This window comes from Bacillus sp. EKM501B, from assembly GCF_011800505.1.
Classification (GTDB): Bacteria; Bacillota; Bacilli; order Bacillales; family Bacillaceae_G; genus Bacillus_A; species Bacillus_A cereus.
Genome location: NZ_JAALFZ010000002.1, coordinates 68,218 through 88,466, shown reverse-complemented (window position 1 = coordinate 88,466; position 20,249 = coordinate 68,218). Strand labels below are relative to the sequence as shown.

The window sequence follows — 20,249 nt, the reverse complement described above, 5'->3', positions numbered from 1 at the left end:
ATAATTTACAGAAGGTAGTAGAGCCTTGTCTCTATTACCTTTTTCATTGAGTTATTTTATGGCTTGGATGTGATAAAAATGATTTCTAGTATGACAGGGTTTGGAAGATCGAAAGTAGAAAGTGATACTTTTCAAATTACAGTAGAAATGAAATCGGTGAACCACCGTTTTTTAGAGATGAGTATTCGACTTCCTAAGCAAATGATGGTATTTGAGGACAAAATTCGTAAAATAATTGCACAGCAAGTTCGACGTGGACGCATTGAAGTGTCTATTAGTATAGCGGGTGAAGGACTTGTTGAAAGAAAATTAAGTGTGAATTGGTCACTTCTTGAGCAGTACCAATCGATGATGGAAGATATAAAAGGAAAATTTCAATTACAAGATTCTATTACACTTCAGCAATTAATGGCAATGCCAGAAGTAACAGCAATTGAAGAAATAGAAAATGTAAATGAACATTTTGAGAACAGTTTATATGAGGCTGTTCGTCAAGCTGCTCATATGTTGAAAACGATGAGAGATGGCGAAGGAGAACGATTACATAAAGATATAGCGTATCGTTTACAAGAGATTAGCAACTGTGTAAATGCAATTATTCCACATGCACCAATTGTTACACAAAAATATCGTGAACGATTAGAAAATCGCTTAAAAGAATTACATAATCAAGATCTAGATGAACAAAGATTGCTAACAGAAGTCGCAATCTTTGCAGAGCGTTGTGATATTCATGAAGAGTTAGTTCGTTTGCAAAGTCATTTAGAGCAATTTCGTGAAACATTGCAGATTGAAGAGCCTGTTGGAAGGAAAATGGATTTCATCGTGCAAGAGATGCATAGAGAAATTAATACGATTGGTTCTAAGGCAAATGACTTAACAATTTCAAAATATGTTGTAGAAATGAAAAATAACCTTGAAAAAATTCGTGAACAAGTACAAAATATTGAGTAGCTTTCAAAAAATATATAAAGTTATACGTGGTGGAGAAATCGGATAGACTTACTAGGAGGCGCAAACTATGGCCATGCGGTTTTTAAATATTGGATACGGAAATATTGTATCTGCTCATCGAATTATTGCTATTGTAAGTCCGGAGTCAGCTCCTATTAAACGGACAGTACAGGAAGCACGCGAACATAATGCTTTGCTTGATGCTACGTATGGGAGAAAAACAAGGGCGGTTATTGTTATGGATGATGGGCATGTTGTATTAAGTCCAATTCAACCAGAGACGATTGCACATCGTTTGAATAATAAAGAAGATTTAAGTGAGGAAGGGTAGGTTTTACATATTTATGAGAAGTAGAAGAGGATTGCTCATCGTTCTTTCAGGGCCTTCTGGGGTTGGAAAAGGGACGGTTCGTAAAGAGCTGTTTAGCCATGAGGATACACGTTTTCAGTACTCTATTTCAGTAACGACACGTAAGCCGCGTGAAGGTGAAGTAGATGGTGTGGATTATTTCTTTAAAGAAAGAGAAGAATTCGAGGAAATGATTCGTAATGAAAAATTACTTGAGTGGGCTGAGTTCGTAGGTAATTATTACGGAACACCGATTGACTATGTTGAAAAAACATTACAAGAAGGAAAAGATGTATTCTTAGAAATTGAAGTGCAAGGAGCAATTCAAGTTAAGAAAGCTTTCCCAGAAGGTGTATTTATTTTCTTAGCACCTCCAAGTTTATCTGAACTAAAGAGCCGTATTGTCGGACGTGGTACAGAGACTGAAGATGTTATTGAAAATCGTTTAACTGTAGCGAAAGAAGAAATCGAGATGATGGACGCTTACGACTATGTAGTAGAAAACGATCAAGTTGAATTAGCTTGTGATAGAATTAAAGCAATTGTGGTTGGCGAACATTGCCGCCGCGAAAGGGTAGCAAAATATTATAAAGAAATGACGGAGGGTCTATAATTATGTTAAATCCATCAATTGACTCATTACTACAAAAAATCGATTCTAAGTACACATTAGTAACAGTAGCTGCAAAACGCGCGCGTGAAATGCAACTTGCTAATAACTGTGTTGTAGAAAAACCTGTTTCTCATAAATGTGTAGGTAAAGCATTAGAAGAAATCGATGCAGAAGCATTAAGCTACGTACCAAGTGAAGATAAAGTAGCTGAATAAGCCTTTGCCTTCGACAAAATAAAACATAGACTTTATAATTTTCTATGTAACGGTAACAACCTATTTACAAGTAGGTTGTTATTTTTTTACGAAAGGAATGAAATATTGGTACTGACGAGCTGAGAATTCTATTTCAGTATTATAAGTTTGAAAAAGAAAGAGGACGAGTCATATGCTAAAAGGGAAAAAGATACTTCTATGTGTAACAGGAGGCATTGCGGTTTTTAAAGCAGCTGCGTTAACGAGTAAATTGACACAATCTGGCGCGATTGTAAAAGTAATGATGAGTGAGTCGGCAATGAAGTTTGTTACGCCTCTTACATTCCAAGCGCTTTCTCGCCATGATGTATATACGGATACATTTGATGAGAAAGACTCAGCTGTTATTGCTCATATTGATTTAGCAGATTGGGCGGATGTTGTACTTGTCGCACCTGCTACTGCCAATTGTATTGGAAAGTTAGCTGGTGGTATTGCAGATGATATGATTACAACTACTTTGTTAGCTACTACAGCTCCGGTATGGATTGCGCCTGCTATGAATGTGCATATGTATGAAAATAAAATAGTTCAAAAAAATATGATGACATTGAAAACGCTAGGATATACATTTATTGAGCCTGGGGAAGGCTTTTTAGCATGTGGATATGTAGCGAAGGGACGACTAGAAGAACCTGAAGCAATTATTGCACGGTTAGAGGAAGCTTTCTCAGAACACAAACCATTGCAGGGAAAAAGAATATTAATAACTGCTGGCCCAACACGTGAAAAGGTTGATCCAGTTCGCTTTATGACAAATTTTTCTTCTGGAAAAATGGGGTATGCGATTGCGGAAGTGGCAGCGAATTTAGGCGCTGATGTTATACTCGTTTCAGGACCGACAGCATTAAATCCACCGTTACATGTAACGACAGTGCAAGTGGAATCTGCACAAGATATGTTAGAAGCGGTTCTTCAACATTATCAAAACGTAGACGTTGTCATTAAAACAGCAGCAGTTGCAGATTATCGTCCGAAATATGTTCATGAGAATAAAATGAAAAAGCAAAATGGTGATGCTGTCATTGAACTTGAAAGAACGGTGGATATTTTAAAAACGTTAGGTCAGAAAAAGGATAAACAGTTACTTATCGGTTTTGCTGCTGAAACGACAAATGTAGAGGAATATGCAACGAAAAAACTACGTGAGAAAAATGCAGATATGATTGTCGCGAATGATGTAAAAGCGCAAGGAGCTGGATTTGGCACGGATACGAATATTGTAACAATGTATAGAAAAGATGGAAAAGTTATTGAGTTGCCAATTTTAATGAAAAAAGAGGTAGCTCGTGAAATATTGAAGCAAATTGAAATGATGTTAGAAGATGATCGTTTATGAAATTTGCAAGTGTAATTGTTGATGTACCTGCCCGTCAGACAGATCGACCATTTGATTACATTATCCCTAAAAAATGGGAAGATATTGTACAGACAGGAATGCGTGTAGTAGTTCCGTTTGGCCCAAGAAAATTGCAAGGTTTTATTATTGGGATTAAAGATTCGGTGGATGTAGAAAGTAAGAAGTTAAAGACAATCCATGAAATATTAGATGTAACACCGGTTTTAAATGATGAATTATTAAAGCTTGGATATTGGCTTACAAGTGAAACGTTATGCTACATGATTTCAGCTTTTCAAGTGATGCTTCCAACTGCGATAAAAGCAACGTATAAAAAACGTCTACAACTTTGTAAACAGGAAGAAATAGCACCTGAAATACTATATTTATTTCAGGATAAAGAAGCAATTGATTTTGAAGTAATCGAGCAACAGCCACATTTATACCGAACTATTCAACAAGAAATTAAAAATGGTACGGTTGAAGTCGTTTATCAAGTGAAAGATAAAGTACAAAAGAAGAAGCAAAGAGTGGTTCAGCCGGAGTTGCCAGAAGATAAATTGGAATTAGCGGCATTTGAACTGAAAAGTAAAAAACAACAAGATGTACTTTATTATTTTGTGGAAAATTATAAAAGTGCACCGTTGAAAGTAATTACAGAAGAGTTACAAATAACAGATGCTCCAATAAAAGCACTTGTTAAAAAGGGATTCATTTCAGAAAAGTATGTGGAAGTATACCGAAATCCGTATGACGATGATGATTTTGAACAAACAAAACCATTTCCACTTACGGAGGAACAAAAACAAGTTATTACACCGATTTTATCATCAATTACAAATGAAACTTATAATCCATTTTTACTATATGGTGTTACAGGAAGTGGAAAGACAGAAGTATATTTACAATCTATAGCAGCAGTGCTCAAGAAAGGAAAAGAAGCTATCGTTCTTGTTCCTGAAATTGCACTAACGCCCCAAATGGTGGATCGTTTTAAAGGTAGGTTTGGCTCACAAGTTGCAGTTCTTCATAGTGCGTTGTCTGTTGGAGAAAAGTATGACGAGTGGCGTAAGATTTTAAGAAAAGAAGTGAAAGTTGTAGTTGGTGCGCGTTCAGCTGTTTTTGCGCCTTTTGAGAATTTAGGGATTATTATTATTGATGAAGAGCATGAATCAAGTTACAAACAAGAAGATAATCCGAGGTATCATGCAAGAGATGTAGCTGTCTGGAGAGGACAATATCATAAATGTCCTATCGTTCTTGGTAGTGCGACACCAACACTTGAATCGTTTGCAAGGGCGAAAAAAGGTGTTTATGAACTATTAACAATGGAAAAACGTATGAATGAACAAGCTTTACCAACGGTAGAGATTGTTGACATGCGAGAAGAACTTCGTGACGGGAATCGATCAATGTTTTCTAAGGCGCTGCATGAAAAAATAGCAGATCGATTAGAAAAGAAAGAACAAATGGTACTCTTTTTAAATAGAAGAGGTCATTCTACATTTGTTATGTGCCGTGATTGTGGGTATGTTGTTCAATGTCCGCATTGTGATATTTCATTGACATATCATAAAATGAATCATCGTTTAAAATGTCATTATTGTAGTTACGAAGAGAATATGCCAACTGAGTGTCCAGCTTGTCAAAGTACATACATTCGTTTCTTTGGTACAGGTACACAAAAGGTAGAAGAAGAAATTACAAAACTATTTCCAGAGGCACGAGTCATTCGAATGGATGTAGATACGACAAGTCGAAAAGGAATGCATGAAAAATTATTAAAGGCGTTCGGGGAAGAAAAAGCAGATATATTACTCGGAACACAAATGATTGCTAAAGGATTAGATTTTCCGAAAGTAACGCTCGTTGGGGTGTTAACTGCAGATACGATGCTTCACTTACCTGATTTTCGGGCGAGTGAAAAGACATATCAGCTATTGACGCAAGTAAGTGGACGAGCGGGTAGACATGAATTGCCAGGGGAAGTTGTGATTCAAACGTATACGCCAGAACATTACAGTATAGAGTTAGCGAAGAACCAACAATATGATGTGTTTTTTGACCAAGAAATGCAAATGAGACGAACAAGACAATATCCCCCATATTACTATGTTGTACTCGTAACTGTATCTCATCCTGAATTATTAAAAGCGGTACAAGTGACGGAAAAAATTGCCTCGTATTTACGAACGCATTGCTCACAGCAAACAATGGTGCTAGGACCAGTTGCTTCAGCGATTCCAAGGATAAAAGATAGATATCGTTATCAATGCATGATAAAATACAAACGGGAACCAAACTTAAAGAACGTGCTCAAAATGGTAAATGAACATTATCAAGCAGAAATGCAAAAAGAGCTACAAATCTCAATTGATTTTAATCCAACAATGTTAATGTAGCGGAGGGAAATATGGCAGTTTTAGAAATAATAAAGCATCCAAATGAAGTGTTAGAAACACCATGCGAAAGAGTAATTAACTTTGATAAAAAGTTAGTGAAATTGTTGAAAGATATGCATGAAACAATGTTAATTGCGGACGGAGTCGGTTTAGCTGCGCCTCAAGTAGGTGTAAGCTTGCAAGTAGCGGTTGTTGATGTCGATGATGATACTGGGAAAATCGAGTTAATCAATCCATCAATATTAGAAAAACGTGGTGAACAAGTAGGTCCCGAAGGCTGTTTAAGCTTCCCGGGACTTTATGGTGAAGTAGAACGTGCCGATTATATTAAAGTAAGAGCACAAAATCGCCGTGGGAAAGTATTCTTATTAGAAGCGGAAGGATTTTTAGCGCGTGCAATTCAACATGAAATCGATCATTTACACGGTGTTTTATTTACATCGAAAGTGACAAGATATTATGAAGAAAACGAACTAGAATAGGTGTTAAAAGGAGCGGTTTTTAAATGATAAAAGTAGTGTTTATGGGAACACCGGACTTTTCAGTGCCGGTGCTTCGTCGTCTTATTGAAGATGGCTATGAGGTAGTAGGTGTTGTGACGCAACCTGATCGTCCAGTAGGTAGAAAAAAAGTATTAACACCTACACCTGTTAAAGTTGAAGCGGAAAAACATGGTATCCCTGTGTTACAGCCGTTAAAAATTCGTGAAAAAGATGAATATGAAAAAGTATTGGCATTAGAGCCAGATTTAATTGTAACAGCTGCATTTGGGCAGATTGTACCAAATGAAATTTTAGAAGCACCGAAGTATGGATGTATTAATGTTCACGCTTCTTTACTTCCTGAACTTCGTGGTGGTGCACCAATTCATTATGCAATTATGGAAGGTAAAGAAAAAACAGGTATTACAATTATGTATATGGTAGAAAAATTGGATGCTGGTGATATCTTAACGCAAGTGGAAGTTGAAATTGAAGAGCGTGAAACGACAGGCTCATTATTTGATAAATTAAGTGAAGCAGGAGCACACCTTCTATCTAAAACAGTACCTTTATTAATCCAAGGTAAGTTAGAACCGATTAAACAAAACGAAGAAGAAGTAACGTTTGCGTACAATATAAAACGTGAGCAAGAGAAAATTGATTGGACAAAAACAGGTGAAGAAGTATACAATCACATTCGCGGATTGAATCCATGGCCAGTTGCTTATACAACTTTAGCGGGACAAGTTGTTAAAGTATGGTGGGGAGAAAAAGTGCCTATAACTGAACCGGCTGAAGCAGGTACGATTGTTGCAATCGAAGAAGATGGTTTTGTTGTAGCAACGAGTAATGAAACAGGTGTTAAAATTACTGAATTGCAACCTTCTGGTAAAAAGCGTATGAGTTGTTCACAATTTTTACGTGGAACAAAACCTGAAATTGGAACGAAGTTAGGAGAAAATGCATGAGACAAAATGTTCGTGAATTAGCTCTTGATGGTTTAATTCAAGTGGAAAAAAGTGGTGCATATAGCAACTTACTTTTAAATAATCTAATTGAAAAAAGTGCAATTGATAGAAAAGATATTGGTTTATTAACTGAAATTGTATATGGAACGATTCAACGTCGTGACACATTAGATTATTATTTACAGCCTTTTTTAAAAAAGAAGGTTGAGGCGTGGGTAAGAGTATTGCTTCGCTTATCTTTATATCAAATGATTTATTTAGACCGAGTGCCAGAAAGAGCGGCTATTCATGAAGCGGTTGAGATTGCAAAGCGTCGCGGGCATAAAGGAATTGCTGGTATGGTGAACGGTGTATTACGTTCGATTCAGAGAGAAGGTGTACCTTCTGTAGATGAAATCAAGGATCCAGTAGAACGTCTTGCAATTACAACAAGTCATCCAGTTTGGCTTGTCCAAGAGTGGACTTCAGAATACGGTTTAGAAACTGCAGAAAAAATGTGCGAAGTAAACATGTTACCCCCTGTACCAACAGCGCGTGTGAATGTTGATAAGGTAACGGTAGAAGAAGCGATTGAGTTGTTGGCAAGTGAAGGTATAGAAGCAAAAAGTGGTGACTTATCAGATGATGCAATTCAGATTGAAAGAGGAAATGTAGCGCATACAGAAGCGTTTAAAAAAGGATTTCTTTCTATTCAAGATGAAAGTTCTATGCTTGTAGCACGCGCTTTAGAACCGAATACGGGAGATGCAGTTCTTGATAGTTGTGCTGCTCCAGGCGGAAAAACAACGCATATCGCGGAACGATTAAAGGGAACTGGTAAGGTCATGTCCCTTGATTTACATGCACACAAAGTACGTTTAATTAAACAGCAAGCAGAGCGACTTGGTCTAGAAAATGTCGAAACTAAAGCGCTAGATGCTAGAAAAGTGCAAGAGCACTTTGCAAATGAAACGTTTGATAAAATATTGGTAGATGCACCGTGTTCTGGATTTGGTGTAATTAGACGTAAGCCTGATATTAAGTTAGGAAAAGATAAAGGCGATAGTGAAAGATTATCGACGATTCAAATTGCAATACTAGAAAAAATAGCACCATTATTAAAACAAGGCGGTCGTCTTGTTTATAGTACGTGCACAATTGAGAAAATAGAAAATGAACAAGTAATAGAGAAATTTTTACAAGAACATCCTGAATTTGAATGGGATACTACGCTTAAAGAGCGTATGCCAGAAAAATTAACTCCGTATATTGATGAAGGTCAAGTACAAATTTTACCGCATTATTTTGCGACGGATGGCTTTTATATTGCTTGTTTAAGGAAGAAGGTGTAGCATCATGGAAACGACTGTAAGAAAACAAAAGAAAAATTTAGAAACGAAGAAACCATCAATTTACTCTTTACAACTTCATGAAATGCAAGATTGGTTAAAGGAACAAGGAGAACCGAAGTTCCGTGCTGGACAAATTTTTGATTGGTTATATAAAAAACGTGTAAAAAATTATGAGGATATGTCAAACCTTTCTAAAGGATTGCGTGATAAATTGTCGAATTCCTTTGATATTACTACTTTAAACACGTTAGTAAAACAAACGTCTTCGGATGGAACAATTAAATTCTTATTCCAATTATATGACGGATATTCTATTGAAACGGTATTAATGCGACACGAATATGGAAATTCCATTTGTGTAACAACGCAAGTGGGTTGTCGTATTGGGTGTACGTTCTGTGCTTCGACACTTGGTGGATTAAAGCGAAACCTAGAAGCTGGAGAAATCGTAGCGCAAGTAGTAGAAGTTCAGCGTGCGCTTGATGAAACGGAAGAACGTGTAAGTTCTCTTGTTGTTATGGGGATTGGAGAACCATTTGATAACTATGATAATTTAATGGGATTCTTACGCATCATTAACCATGAAAAAGGACTTCATATTGGTGCGAGACATATGACTGTTTCGACGAGTGGAATTATCCCGAAAATTTATAAGTTTGCTGAAGAAGATCTACAAATTAATTTTGCGATTTCATTGCATGCTCCAAACTCAGAATTACGTTCAAAATTAATGCCGATTAACCGTGCTTATAAATTACCAGATTTAATGGAAGCTATTAAATACTATGTAAATAGAACAGGGCGTCGTATTACTTTTGAATATGGATTATTTGGAGGAGAAAATGACCAAGTAGAGCATGCTGAAGAGCTTGCTGCGCTCTTAAAAGGTGTAAAATGTCATGTGAACTTGATTCCGGTAAACTACGTACCTGAACGTGATTATGTACGTACGCCACGTGAACAAATTTTCTTGTTCGAGAAAACGTTAAAAGATCGTGGAGTGAATGTAACGATTCGCCGTGAACAAGGTCATGATATTGATGCAGCCTGCGGTCAGTTGCGTGCGAAGGAGCGCAAAGAAGAGACGAGGTGACGAGATGAAAGCCGTATTTCTATCGGATAAAGGAAAAGTTCGTCAACATAATGAAGATAGTGCAGGAGTTTTTCACAATTTAGATGGAAATGTATTAGCGGTAGTAGCAGATGGAATGGGAGGTCATCGAGCTGGTGATGTAGCTAGCTCGATGGCCATTCAATTATTCCATGATTATTGGAAGCAAACACATAATATGAATGAGCCGAAAAAAGTAGAACAATGGTTACATACTAGTGTTGGGATTATTAATGAGCGTATATATGAATACGCTCAGCAAAATGCAGAATGTAATGGTATGGGAACAACGCTTATAATAGCTGTTTGTACACCAAGCTTTGTGACAATAGGGCATATAGGAGATAGTCGTTGCTATATGGTATCAGAAGGAGAAATGACGCTAGTAACGGAAGATCATTCACTTGTAAATGAGCTTGTGAAACATGGTGAAATTTCAAAGGAAGACGCAGAGTATCATCCGAAAAAGAATGTGTTATTAAGAGCATTAGGAACAGAAGAAAAAGTTGGGTTAGATGTTAAAACGTTGGTGATTGAGGAAGATGATCAATTACTTCTTTGCTCTGATGGGTTATCAAACAAAGTTTCTATTGATGATATGCGACAAATTTTACAGTTAAATGAACAGCTTGAAGGTAAAGGGCAGTGTCTCATTCAATTGGCAAATGATCGCGGTGGAGAAGATAATATCACACTTGTTCTTATTGATTATGCGGGTTCGACAAACGAAAGTAGGTGAAGTGCAACGTGCTGATTGGAAAACGCTTAAATGACCGTTATAAGCTGCTGAAAATGATTGGTGGTGGCGGAATGGCCAATGTATATTTAGCTCATGATGATATACTTGGCCGAGATGTAGCGGTAAAAATATTAAGACTCGACTACTCAAATAACGAAGAGTTTATTAAACGTTTCCATCGAGAAGCGCAGTCTGTTACAACGTTGTCGCATCCAAATATTGTGAATATGTATGATGTCGGAGAAGAAGATGGTATATACTATCTTGTCATGGAATATGTACCAGGGCAAACATTGAAGCAATACATAATTGAGCGAGGGATGTTACCTATAGGAGAAGCTCTTGATATTATGGAGCAGTTAACATCCGCTATGGCACATGCCCATCATTTTGAAATTGTGCATCGTGATATAAAGCCGCACAATATTTTAATTCGAGCTGATGGAATAATAAAAGTAACAGATTTTGGAATTGCGACAGCTACAAGTGCAACAACAATTACACATACAAATTCAGTGCTCGGTTCAGTCCATTATTTATCACCAGAACAGGCACGTGGCGGGATAGCAAATAAACAATCAGATATCTATTCTCTTGGAATAGTTATGTTTGAATTGTTAACAGGAAGACAACCGTTTTCTGGCGAATCTGCTGTTGCTATAGCTTTAAAACATTTACAAAGTGAAATCCCATCACCAAAAAGATGGAATGAAAATATTCCGCAAAGTGTTGAAAATATTATATTAAAGGCAACTGCAAAAGATCCGTTTCACCGATATCAATCTGCCAATGCGATGAAGCGAGATATTGAAACTGCGCTATATCCAGAGAGGATAAATGAGCAACCATTTTACATACCGGAAGATATGGAAGCGACGAAAGCGATTCCGATTATTCAACAAGAACAATTATTTGAAAATGTAAGTGATGAAACGATTGTTTTAAAAGGGAGTAAGGTGGAAGAACCGATAAGAGCAGAAGCAGCTGAGTTAGATAAGAAGAAAAAACGGAGTAACAAGTGGCTTAAAGTTTTAATTTCAACATTTTTATTTTTAGCAATAGGAATAACATTAGCACTTACGGTTATTCCAGGATTATTTATTCCGAAAGATGTGAAAGTTCCTGATGTGGCTGGTATGAAATACACGACAGCTGTAAATACATTAGTAGAAAAGGGCTTTGAGGTGACGGAGCCTAATATTGTATATACAGATGATGTTGAAGTTGGGGATGTAATAAAAACGGACCCTGTAGCAGGAAGAGTCGTAAAAGAAAACGCTAAAATTACTATCTATCAATCAGGTGGAAAAAAGAAAAGTAAGATGGCAAATTTCACAGGTCAAAACTTTGAGAGTGTAAAAGCTGAGTTAGAAGAAAAATATAAACAAGTTACGGTAAATTATATTGAAAATGATAAGCCGAAAGGTGAAATTGTAGAACAAATTCCGACGCCTGATCAGATGGTTATAGAAGCGGAGCAAGAACTGAAAATCTGGGTAAGTAAAGGGCCTTATCAAATTAGACCAGGTGACTTTTCGGGGTGGACTGAAAATAGTGTAACTGGTTATTTGAATGAGAGAAAACTAACGTCAGATATAAAACGAGAGTATTCAGATACAGTCGAAAAAGGACTTGTAATTTCGCAATTTCCAAAACCAGGTACACCATTAAAAGAGGGAGATAAAGTAACTATTATTATCTCTGATGGTCAAAAGCCTAAAGTGACTAAAACGGTAAAAGTGGACAATATCTCTATCCCATATGAGCCTGCTGTAACAGGTGAAAAAAAGCCGCAAACAATAGAAATTTATAAAGAAGACATGCAGCAAAAAATGGATAGACCGGTTGAAACGAGAACAATTACTGAATCAGCGACTATTTCTTTAGAATTTGTAATTCAAGAAGGTTCAAAGGGACACTATAAAATTGTACGGGATGGAGTAACGATTATTGATAAAGAAGTACCATATCCAACTCAATAATAGTGAAAGTCTACTTATTATTATTGCCTGTTATGCTGTCTACAAAGTGGACGGTATAGCAGGCAAAAATATATGATTCAAAAAGCTAGTAAAGTGATGCAGCTGTAAATATTTTTTTGCATTTAATGGGAAATTCAATGTATATTAGCGAAAGTATATATGGTAGGTTTTGAAATCGTTATTTGGAAAATTTAAATCCATTCATTTTTAAATTCAGCATCACCTTATACAAAAAAGGAGAATTCTATGCCAGAAGGAAAAATTATAAAAGCTTTAAGTGGGTTTTATTACGTGCAGCATGAAGAAGGGGTTACGCAATGTCGTGGGCGAGGTGTATTTAGAAAAAATAAAATTACACCACTTGTAGGAGACCAAGTTGTTTTTCAGGCAGATAATCCAACTGAAGGTTATGTGCTTGAAGTGTTTGATCGAAAAAATGAACTTGTTAGACCTCCTATTGCTAATGTCGATCAAGCGATCCTTGTGTTCTCTGCAGTAGAACCAGATTTTAATCCTGGACTGTTAGATCGATTTTTAGTGCTGATTGAATATCATAACATTAAGCCAATTATTTGTATTAGCAAGATGGATTTAGTAGATGAAAAGATGAAAGCAACTGTTGAAGCTTATGCGAATGATTATCGTGAGATGGGTTATGATGTTTTATTTACTTCTATTAATACGTCAGAAAGTATTGATATATTAAAACCATACTTAGAAAATTGTGTTTCTGTCGTTGCGGGCCAATCTGGTGTTGGGAAATCTTCAATGCTTAATGTGCTACGTCCAGAATTAGAGCTGAAAACAAATGATATTTCTTCCCATTTAGGACGCGGGAAGCATACGACAAGACACGTAGAATTAATTGCAATTGGGAGTGGACTAGTAGCAGATACACCGGGTTTTAGTTCACTAGATTTCATTGATATAGAAGTAGAAGATCTTACATATTGTTTTCCAGAGTTGAAAGAAGCGAGCCAATACTGTAAATTTAGAGGGTGTACACATCTTTCTGAACCGAAATGTGCGGTGAAAGCTGCGGTTGAAGAAGGGAAGATTACAGAATATCGCTATAAGAACTATAAACAATTCGTAGAAGAAATTAGAGAGAGAAAGCCGAGGTATTAGTTATGATTAAAATTGCACCATCGATTTTATCAGCAGATTTTTCAAAATTAGGGGAAGAGATTAAAGATGTAGAAAAGGGCGGAGCGGATTACATTCACGTTGACGTAATGGATGGACATTTCGTACCAAATATTACGATTGGACCGTTAATTGTAGAAGCAATCCGTCCGATTACATCATTACCATTAGATGTACATTTAATGATTGAAAATCCTGATAACTATATCCCGACTTTCGCACAAGCGGGAGCGGATATTATTACTGTTCACGTAGAGGCGTGTCCGCATCTACATCGTACAATTCAGTTAATTAAATCTCATGGTATTAAAGCGGGCGTTGTATTAAATCCACATACGCCAGTTTCAGTGATTGAGCATGTATTAGAAGATATAGATATGGTATTACTTATGACAGTAAACCCTGGATTTGGTGGACAGAAGTTTATCCATTCTGTATTACCGAAAATTAAACAAGTTGCAGACATGGTGAAAGAGCGCAATCTAGAAGTGGAAATTGAAGTTGATGGTGGTGTAAATGCTGAAACAGCAAGACTTTGTGTGGAAGCAGGAGCAAATGTACTTGTAGCTGGGTCAGCAGTATACAATCAAAAAGACCGCGGTGAAGCAATTCGCGTAATTCGTGGGTAGTGATGAACTTTTATCCTAGTAAGGCATTTATAGGATAGGATAAAAATATGTAAAAAGGCAATCTACCGAATGGCAGATTGCCTTTTTACAATGGGAGGAGAAGAAAAAATGATTATTCATATTTTGGCAGGAGGACCTTCGGAATATTGCGCAGATTTTGCTCGATACGAGAATGAGGAAGTAGTGTGGGCAGCGGTTGATAGGGGAGTATACCGTCTATTAAAGAAAGGGATTACCCCGGCTGTTGCGTTTGGAGATTACGATTCAGTTACTGAAGAAGAATTAGTATGGATGGGACAGCAAACGAACGAATTACATATTGTTCCGCGGGAAAAAGATCAAACGGATTTAGAAATTGCAATCAACTGGGCATTAGAACAGAAGCCGGCACTAATTCGTATTTTTGGTGCTACTGGTGGAAGGCTTGATCACGGTTTGGCAAATATACAGATGCTTTTAAAAGGGTTAGAAGTAGAGATAGAAATGTGTATTGTGGACAATAAAAATGAAATAACAGTTAAAAAAATGGGTACACATATAATTGAAGAAAATAAAAATTTTCCTTATGTATCTTTTGTACCAGTTACTGAAATAGTGGAAGGGATTACATTGTTTGGTTTTAAGTACCCTCTTACTAATAAAACAATAGAGTGGGGATCAACACTTTGTATTAGTAACGAACTCGTTGAGGAAAAAGGTACTTTTTCATTTACTTCTGGCATATTAATGTTGATAAGAAGCACTGATTGAAGAAACAATTTTGCTCCTTACATCATATAGTGACCAAGTGGAGTAATGGGGATTAGGAGGGAAACCATGAGATTTTATACAATTAAGTTACCTAAATTTCTTGGTGGAATAGTTCGTGCAATGTTAAATACCTTCAAAAAAGATTAAAAAAAGCACCTATCACCGGTGCTTTTTCCATTGTTATAGTAAAAAAAGAGCCTATCGGCTCTTTTTTTTATTATTAAACACGTTCGATTTTGCCAGATTTTAATGCTCTAGCAGAAACGTAAACACGTTGAACTTTTCCGTCGATGCGTACGCGAACTTTTTGAAGGTTAGCGCCCCATTTACGTTTTGTAGCGTTCATTGCGTGAGAACGAGAGTTACCAGAACGAGCTTTTCTTCCAGTAATAGCACAAACACGAGCCATTTATATTTCCCTCCCTTGATACCTTACCATACGTAATTTTTCAATGTTAGTCTTTTATGCGATGCTAAAAACACTACTATAATTTAACACAACTAAAAAGAGAATGCAACACCGTAGAAAAAAGAAATCAAGAAAATTTACTTGACACTATATGTCAATGAAGAAAAGTTGAAATCCATAAAAATTGCTTGACATATTATAGTGGTACATGTTGTATAATAACAATGGACTATTTTGCTCATCATAAAAAAGTGTAATTTAAAACATAAAATATGAGAGTGAAAAGAAAGAACGATGGAATTTTCTTTAAAAAGATTATATGATAGTAACTAAAGTAGTCTAGCTCACTTTCACCATTTATGAAGGGGGAAACGAGATGTCAATTGAAATTAAAACGAAGTACGGTCAAATTGATATTAGTACAGATGTAATTGCAACAATTGCTGGAGGTGCCGCGGTAGATTGCTACGGTATCGTAGGTATGGCATCAAAAAATCAGTTAAAAGATGGATTAACAGACATTTTACGAAAAGAAAACTTCACTAGAGGTGTTATTGTTCGTAAAGATGAAGATGAAGTACATATTGATATGTATATTATTGTGAGCTATGGTACGAAAATTTCAGAAGTGGCACATAATGTGCAGACGAAAGTGAAATATACATTAGATCAAACTGTAGGACTAGCAGTAGATTCTGTAAACATCTACGTACAAGGAGTTAAAGTAATAAACTTGTAATGTGCATTAAGGAGGAAAATCTGTGTCAATTCAAAAAATTGATGGAAAACGTTTATCACAAATGATCATGCAAGGAGCGAATAATTTAACAAACAATGTTCAGCTTGTTGATGCATTAAACGTATTTCCAGTTCCAGATGGCGATACCGGTACAAACATGAACTTATCTATGACTTCAGGTGCGCGTGAAGTGAAAGCAAACCCTTCACAGCATGCTGGTAAAGTCGGCGTAAGTTTAGCCAAAGGATTATTAATGGGAGCTCGTGGTAACTCTGGAGTTATTTTATCTCAGTTGTTCCGTGGTTTCTCTAAATCCATTGAACAAAAAGAAGAATTAACAACAGTTGATTTTGCTGCAGCACTAGAAGCTGGAGTAGAGGCGGCTTATAAAGCGGTTATGAAACCGATTGAAGGAACGATTTTAACGGTTGCAAGAGAAACGGGTAAATATGCAGTAACAGTTGCGAAAAAACAGCGCGACTTTGTTTTGTTTATGGAAGACGTTGTGAAAGAAGCAAACGCATCGTTAAATCGTACGCCAGATTTATTACCTGTATTAAAACAAGTTGGCGTTGTAGATAGCGGTGGTAAAGGTCTTGTAGTGGTATACGAAGGATTTTTAGCTGACTTAAAAGGAGAAACGATTTCTTCTGATGCACCGACGCAACCATCTATGAATGAAATGGTACGCGCAGAACATCACCGTAGTGTACAAAGCCAATTGAGTACAGAAGATATTAAGTATGGATATTGTACGGAATTCATGGTGAAATTAGAGGCTGAAAAGGTGAAAGAGCATAATTTCTCTGAACAAAAATTCCGTGAAGATATTAGTGTATATGGTGATTCTCTACTAGTTGTGTCTGATGATGAAATTGTAAAAGTTCATATCCATGCAGAACATCCTGGAGACGCTATGAACTACGGGCAAAAATACGGTAGTTTAATTAAGATTAAAGTAGAAAATATGCGTGAACAGCATACTGCTTTATTAGATGAACCTACTATGGTTCCTGAACAACCAGCTCAATCGAAAGAAAAACAACCATATGGTATCGTAACTGTAGCTATGGGGTCTGGTATTAAAACTTTATTTGAGAGCATCGGCGCAACGAAAGTTATCGAAGGTGGTCAAACGATGAATCCAAGTACGGAGGATATCGTGAAGGCAATTGAAGAAGCAAATGCTGAAAAAATCATTATTTTACCGAATAACGGAAATATTGTAATGGCAGCAGAACAAGCGGCATCAGTTGTAGATCAAGAAGTTATTGTTGTTCGTTCGAAAACAGTTCCTCAAGGTATGGCAGCAATGTTAGCATTTAACCCAGTTGGAACGTTAGAAGAGAATGAAGAAAACATGCAAGAAGCTTTATCTCATGTGAAAACAGGTCAAATTACGTATGCTGTACGTGATACGGAAATTGATGGTGTAGCAATTCAAAAAGATGATTTCATGTGTATTGCAGATGGGAAAATTGTATCTACAAATGCTGAAAAAGTAGGAGCTGCGAAGCAATTACTAGAAGCGCTTATTGATGAAGATTCTGAAATCGTAACGATTCTACAAGGTGAAGATGCAACTGACGAAGAAGTAGCGGAGTTAGTTGAATTTGTAGAAGAGAAATTTGAAGATGCAGAAGTAGAAGTGCATGCTGGAAACCAACCAGTGTATTCTTTCATCTTCTCTGTAGAATAAGATAAGATTCGTTTTGAAAATAAATGGATTACTTACTTGCTAATGGATAAGAAGTAGTAATATGAAGTTTATTACTAGTTTTTATTCAAAAGGCTAGCATATTGAAGAGAGAAAAGAGCCTTGCTGCTAATAGTGAGGCTCTTTTTTACTTGTTTTATATAAGGGATTTGAGTAGTTTCTCTTAGAATGCCTATGATAGAATATATAAGGTGAAAGAGAGCGATTACAGATGCTAATTGGTACTCAAATAAAATGCAATAAAGAAAATAATGTGACGGGGTGTGAGAATCTTGAATGATGTTGTACAAGTTCCTGTTACGGATGTAAAGGGGATCGGAGGAGAAACATCTGAGTTACTACATGAGATGGGTATTTATACAGTTTCTCATCTATTAGAACATTTTCCATACCGTTATGAAGATTATGCGATGAAAGATCTTGCTGAAGTAAAGCATGATGAACGTGTAACGGTTGAAGGGAAGATTCATAGTGCTCCTTTGCTGCAATATTATGGTAAGAAGAAATCGCGTTTAACAGTTCGTGTTCTCGTCGGTCGTTATTTAATTACGGCGGTATGTTTTAATAGGCCTTACTATAAGCAAAAATTAAAGTTAGATGAAACGGTAACGATTACTGGTAAATGGGATCAACATCGTCAAACAATTGCTGTATCAGAACTTCATTTTGGGCCGGTTGTACGTCAACAAGAAGTGGAACCTGTTTATTCAGTAAAGGGGAAACTTACAGTAAAACAGATGCGTCGTTTTATTGCTCAAGCGTTAAAGGAATATGGAGATTCTATAGTCGAAGTGTTACCGGATGGTTTGTTAGGGCGATATAAATTATTACCAAGATATGAAGCGCTTAGGGCATTGCATTTTCCGGTAGGACAGGAAGATTTGAAGCAAGCGCGTCGCCGTTTTGTATATGAAGAATTTTTCTTATTTCAGCTGAAAATGCAAACGCTCCGGAAAATGGAGAGGGAAAATTCAAAAGGGACGAAGAAAGAGATTCCGTCAGTAGAATTACAAGAATTTATCGATGCACTGCCGTTTCCATTAACGGGTGCGCAGCGCCGAGTTGTAGATGAAATTTTGAAAGATATGACATCTCCTTATCGGATGAACCGACTATTGCAAGGTGACGTTGGTTCTGGGAAAACAGTTGTTGCTGCGATTGGCCTTTATGCATCGAAATTAGCTCATTATCAAGGTGCTTTAATGGTTCCTACAGAAATTTTAGCTGAGCAACATTATCAGTCGCTTGCTGAAACGTTTTCGCATTTTGGTATGAAGGTGGAACTGTTAACAAGTTCTGTTAAAGGTGCGAGACGTCGAGAAATTTTAGCGAAGTTAGAACAAGGAGAAATAGATATTCTTGTTGGAACGCATGCCTTAATTCAAGATGAAGTTATATTTCATAGGTTGGGTCTCGTTATTACAGATGAACAGCATCGATTTGGTGTAGCGCAGCGCCGAGTTTTACGGGAGAAAGGTGAAAGTCCAGATGTATTATTTATGACAGCGACACCAATTCCGCGTACGCTTGCAATTACTGCATTTGGAGAGATGGATGTTTCGATAATCGATGAGATGCCAGCAGGTAGAAAGGTGATTGAAACATATTGGGCAAAACATGATATGTTAGATCGCGTTCTCGGTTTTGTTGAAAAGGAGATAAAAAAAGGAAGACAGGCATACGTTATTTGTCCTCTAATTGAAGAATCTGAGAAACTTGATGTGCAAAATGCTATCGACTTACATAGTATGCTGACGCATCATTACCAAGGGAAATGCCAAGTTGGATTGATGCATGGGAGATTATCGTCTCAGGAAAAAGAAGAGATAATGGGACAGTTTAGTGAAAATAAAGTGCAAATTCTTGTATCGACAACAGTTGTTGAAGTAGGTGTGAACGTACCGAATGCGACTGTAATGGTTATTTATGATGCAGAACGTTTCGGTTTATCGCAGCTTCATCAGCTTAGAGGGCGTGTCGGCCGTGGTAGTGAGCAATCATATTGTTTATTAATAGCAGACCCTAAATCAGAAACAGGGAAAGAAAGAATGCGCATAATGACTGAAACAAATGATGGATTTGTATTGTCAGAAAAAGATTTAGAATTACGAGGTCCTGGAGATTTCTTTGGGAGTAAGCAAAGTGGCTTACCAGAATTTAAGGTTGCTGACATGGTACATGATTATCGAGCGTTAGAAACAGCAAGGCAAGATGCGGCGATACTAGTAGATTCAGAAGCGTTTTGGCACAATGATCAGTACGCTGCCTTGCGTACGTATCTTGATGGGACAGGTGTGTTCCAAGGAGAGAAGCTCGATTAAAGGGAGTCAACAAA

General features: G+C 36.9%; 20 protein-coding genes. 19 read left to right on the top strand and 1 reads right to left on the bottom strand.

The annotated features are described in order from the left end of the window. Positions 1 to 78: 78 nt before the first annotated feature. From HFD78_RS05130 to spoVM, 16 genes are all read left to right on the top strand, one after another. Positions 79 to 954: a YicC/YloC family endoribonuclease gene (locus tag HFD78_RS05130; protein WP_000625869.1), complete on the top strand. Its 876-nt coding sequence runs from the start codon at positions 79 to 81 to the stop codon at positions 952 to 954. Positions 955 to 1,021: 67 nt separating this feature from the next. Further along, positions 1,022 to 1,285 carry an extracellular matrix/biofilm regulator RemA gene (gene remA / locus HFD78_RS05125; RefSeq protein ID WP_001251456.1) on the top strand — a complete coding sequence of 88 codons (264 nt, stop codon included), beginning with the start codon at positions 1,022 to 1,024 and terminating at the stop codon, positions 1,283 to 1,285. Between the two features lie 13 nt (positions 1,286 to 1,298). Continuing rightward, positions 1,299 to 1,916, top strand: coding sequence for a guanylate kinase (gene gmk, locus HFD78_RS05120; protein ID WP_001257741.1), 618 nt, complete (start codon positions 1,299 to 1,301; stop codon positions 1,914 to 1,916). Positions 1,917 to 1,918: 2 nt separating this feature from the next. After that, a complete protein-coding gene (rpoZ, locus tag HFD78_RS05115; RefSeq protein ID WP_000933960.1) occupies positions 1,919 to 2,131 on the top strand; it encodes a DNA-directed RNA polymerase subunit omega in 213 nt (70 codons plus the stop codon). A 172-nt stretch (positions 2,132 to 2,303) separates the two neighbouring features. After that, positions 2,304 to 3,509 carry a bifunctional phosphopantothenoylcysteine decarboxylase/phosphopantothenate--cysteine ligase CoaBC gene (gene coaBC / locus HFD78_RS05110; protein WP_000911749.1) on the top strand — a complete coding sequence of 402 codons (1,206 nt, stop codon included), beginning with the start codon at positions 2,304 to 2,306 and terminating at the stop codon, positions 3,507 to 3,509. Beyond that, positions 3,506 to 5,911, top strand: a complete 2,406-nt coding sequence (priA, locus tag HFD78_RS05105) for a primosomal protein N' (protein WP_000666715.1) — start codon at positions 3,506 to 3,508, stop codon at positions 5,909 to 5,911. Before coaBC ends, priA begins: the two co-directional genes overlap by 4 nt. Positions 5,912 to 5,922: 11 nt before the next feature. After that, positions 5,923 to 6,393, top strand: a complete 471-nt coding sequence (gene def / locus HFD78_RS05100; RefSeq protein WP_000279455.1) for a peptide deformylase — start codon at positions 5,923 to 5,925, stop codon at positions 6,391 to 6,393. Between the two features lie 23 nt (positions 6,394 to 6,416). Beyond that, positions 6,417 to 7,361: a methionyl-tRNA formyltransferase gene (gene fmt, locus HFD78_RS05095; protein ID WP_000598804.1), complete on the top strand. Its 945-nt coding sequence runs from the start codon at positions 6,417 to 6,419 to the stop codon at positions 7,359 to 7,361. Continuing rightward, positions 7,358 to 8,692 carry a 16S rRNA (cytosine(967)-C(5))-methyltransferase RsmB gene (gene rsmB / locus HFD78_RS05090; protein WP_001249668.1) on the top strand — a complete coding sequence of 445 codons (1,335 nt, stop codon included), beginning with the start codon at positions 7,358 to 7,360 and terminating at the stop codon, positions 8,690 to 8,692. Before fmt ends, rsmB begins: the two co-directional genes overlap by 4 nt. Before the next feature lie 4 nt (positions 8,693 to 8,696). Continuing rightward, entirely contained in the window at positions 8,697 to 9,785 is a 1,089-nt protein-coding gene (gene rlmN / locus HFD78_RS05085; RefSeq protein ID WP_000450541.1) for a dual-specificity RNA methyltransferase RlmN, read from the top strand. Positions 9,786 to 9,789: 4 nt separating this feature from the next. Next, positions 9,790 to 10,542 (top strand): Stp1/IreP family PP2C-type Ser/Thr phosphatase, encoded by a 753-nt coding sequence (locus HFD78_RS05080; RefSeq protein WP_000648703.1) that lies wholly within the window; start codon positions 9,790 to 9,792, stop codon positions 10,540 to 10,542. 8 nt (positions 10,543 to 10,550) lie between these two features. Beyond that, entirely contained in the window at positions 10,551 to 12,524 is a 1,974-nt protein-coding gene (gene pknB / locus HFD78_RS05075) for a Stk1 family PASTA domain-containing Ser/Thr kinase (RefSeq protein ID WP_000904748.1), read from the top strand. Between the two features lie 246 nt (positions 12,525 to 12,770). After that, on the top strand, positions 12,771 to 13,652 hold the full coding sequence (gene rsgA / locus HFD78_RS05070; protein ID WP_001113932.1) for a ribosome small subunit-dependent GTPase A: 882 nt from the start codon (positions 12,771 to 12,773) through the stop codon (positions 13,650 to 13,652). Positions 13,653 to 13,654: 2 nt separating this feature from the next. Beyond that, a complete protein-coding gene (gene rpe / locus HFD78_RS05065; protein WP_000589974.1) occupies positions 13,655 to 14,299 on the top strand; it encodes a ribulose-phosphate 3-epimerase in 645 nt (214 codons plus the stop codon). Between the two features lie 69 nt (positions 14,300 to 14,368). Then, positions 14,369 to 15,049, top strand: coding sequence for a thiamine diphosphokinase (locus HFD78_RS05060; RefSeq protein ID WP_002062149.1), 681 nt, complete (start codon positions 14,369 to 14,371; stop codon positions 15,047 to 15,049). A 66-nt stretch (positions 15,050 to 15,115) separates the two neighbouring features. After that, positions 15,116 to 15,196, top strand: coding sequence for a stage V sporulation protein SpoVM (gene spoVM, locus HFD78_RS05055; RefSeq protein WP_001213599.1), 81 nt, complete (start codon positions 15,116 to 15,118; stop codon positions 15,194 to 15,196). Positions 15,197 to 15,269: 73 nt separating this feature from the next. Here the strand turns inward: spoVM and rpmB are convergent, their stop codons facing one another. After that, positions 15,270 to 15,458, bottom strand: coding sequence for a 50S ribosomal protein L28 (rpmB, locus tag HFD78_RS05050; protein ID WP_000124776.1), 189 nt, complete (start codon positions 15,456 to 15,458; stop codon positions 15,270 to 15,272). Positions 15,459 to 15,834: 376 nt separating this feature from the next. On the opposite strand from rpmB, the gene HFD78_RS05045 reads away from it, so the two are divergent. From HFD78_RS05045 to recG, 3 genes are all read left to right on the top strand, one after another. Then, a complete protein-coding gene (locus HFD78_RS05045) occupies positions 15,835 to 16,197 on the top strand; it encodes an Asp23/Gls24 family envelope stress response protein (protein WP_000021109.1) in 363 nt (120 codons plus the stop codon). Positions 16,198 to 16,219: 22 nt separating this feature from the next. Next, on the top strand, positions 16,220 to 17,896 hold the full coding sequence (locus HFD78_RS05040; RefSeq protein WP_000027129.1) for a DAK2 domain-containing protein: 1,677 nt from the start codon (positions 16,220 to 16,222) through the stop codon (positions 17,894 to 17,896). A 290-nt stretch (positions 17,897 to 18,186) separates the two neighbouring features. Then, a complete protein-coding gene (gene recG / locus HFD78_RS05035) occupies positions 18,187 to 20,235 on the top strand; it encodes an ATP-dependent DNA helicase RecG (RefSeq protein WP_001000813.1) in 2,049 nt (682 codons plus the stop codon). The last annotated feature ends 14 nt before the right edge of the window (positions 20,236 to 20,249 follow it).

Excerpts from the sequence above, each read along its gene's own strand:
- HFD78_RS05130 (WP_000625869.1), top strand. The coding sequence starts at position 79 with ATGATTTCTAGTATGACAGGGTTTGGAAGATCGAAAGTAGAAAGTGAT.
- remA (WP_001251456.1), top strand. The coding sequence starts at position 1,022 with ATGGCCATGCGGTTTTTAAATATTGGATACGGAAATATTGTATCTGCT.
- gmk (WP_001257741.1), top strand. The coding sequence starts at position 1,299 with ATGAGAAGTAGAAGAGGATTGCTCATCGTTCTTTCAGGGCCTTCTGGG.
- rpoZ (WP_000933960.1), top strand. The coding sequence starts at position 1,919 with ATGTTAAATCCATCAATTGACTCATTACTACAAAAAATCGATTCTAAG.
- coaBC (WP_000911749.1), top strand. The coding sequence starts at position 2,304 with ATGCTAAAAGGGAAAAAGATACTTCTATGTGTAACAGGAGGCATTGCG.
- priA (WP_000666715.1), top strand. The coding sequence starts at position 3,506 with ATGAAATTTGCAAGTGTAATTGTTGATGTACCTGCCCGTCAGACAGAT.
- def (WP_000279455.1), top strand. The coding sequence starts at position 5,923 with ATGGCAGTTTTAGAAATAATAAAGCATCCAAATGAAGTGTTAGAAACA.
- fmt (WP_000598804.1), top strand. The coding sequence starts at position 6,417 with ATGATAAAAGTAGTGTTTATGGGAACACCGGACTTTTCAGTGCCGGTG.
- rsmB (WP_001249668.1), top strand. The coding sequence starts at position 7,358 with ATGAGACAAAATGTTCGTGAATTAGCTCTTGATGGTTTAATTCAAGTG.
- rlmN (WP_000450541.1), top strand. The coding sequence starts at position 8,697 with ATGGAAACGACTGTAAGAAAACAAAAGAAAAATTTAGAAACGAAGAAA.
- HFD78_RS05080 (WP_000648703.1), top strand. The coding sequence starts at position 9,790 with ATGAAAGCCGTATTTCTATCGGATAAAGGAAAAGTTCGTCAACATAAT.
- rsgA (WP_001113932.1), top strand. The coding sequence starts at position 12,771 with ATGCCAGAAGGAAAAATTATAAAAGCTTTAAGTGGGTTTTATTACGTG.
- rpe (WP_000589974.1), top strand. The coding sequence starts at position 13,655 with ATGATTAAAATTGCACCATCGATTTTATCAGCAGATTTTTCAAAATTA.
- HFD78_RS05060 (WP_002062149.1), top strand. The coding sequence starts at position 14,369 with ATGGCAGATTGCCTTTTTACAATGGGAGGAGAAGAAAAAATGATTATT.
- spoVM (WP_001213599.1), top strand. The coding sequence starts at position 15,116 with ATGAGATTTTATACAATTAAGTTACCTAAATTTCTTGGTGGAATAGTT.
- rpmB (WP_000124776.1), bottom strand. The coding sequence starts at position 15,458 with ATGGCTCGTGTTTGTGCTATTACTGGAAGAAAAGCTCGTTCTGGTAAC.
- HFD78_RS05045 (WP_000021109.1), top strand. The coding sequence starts at position 15,835 with ATGTCAATTGAAATTAAAACGAAGTACGGTCAAATTGATATTAGTACA.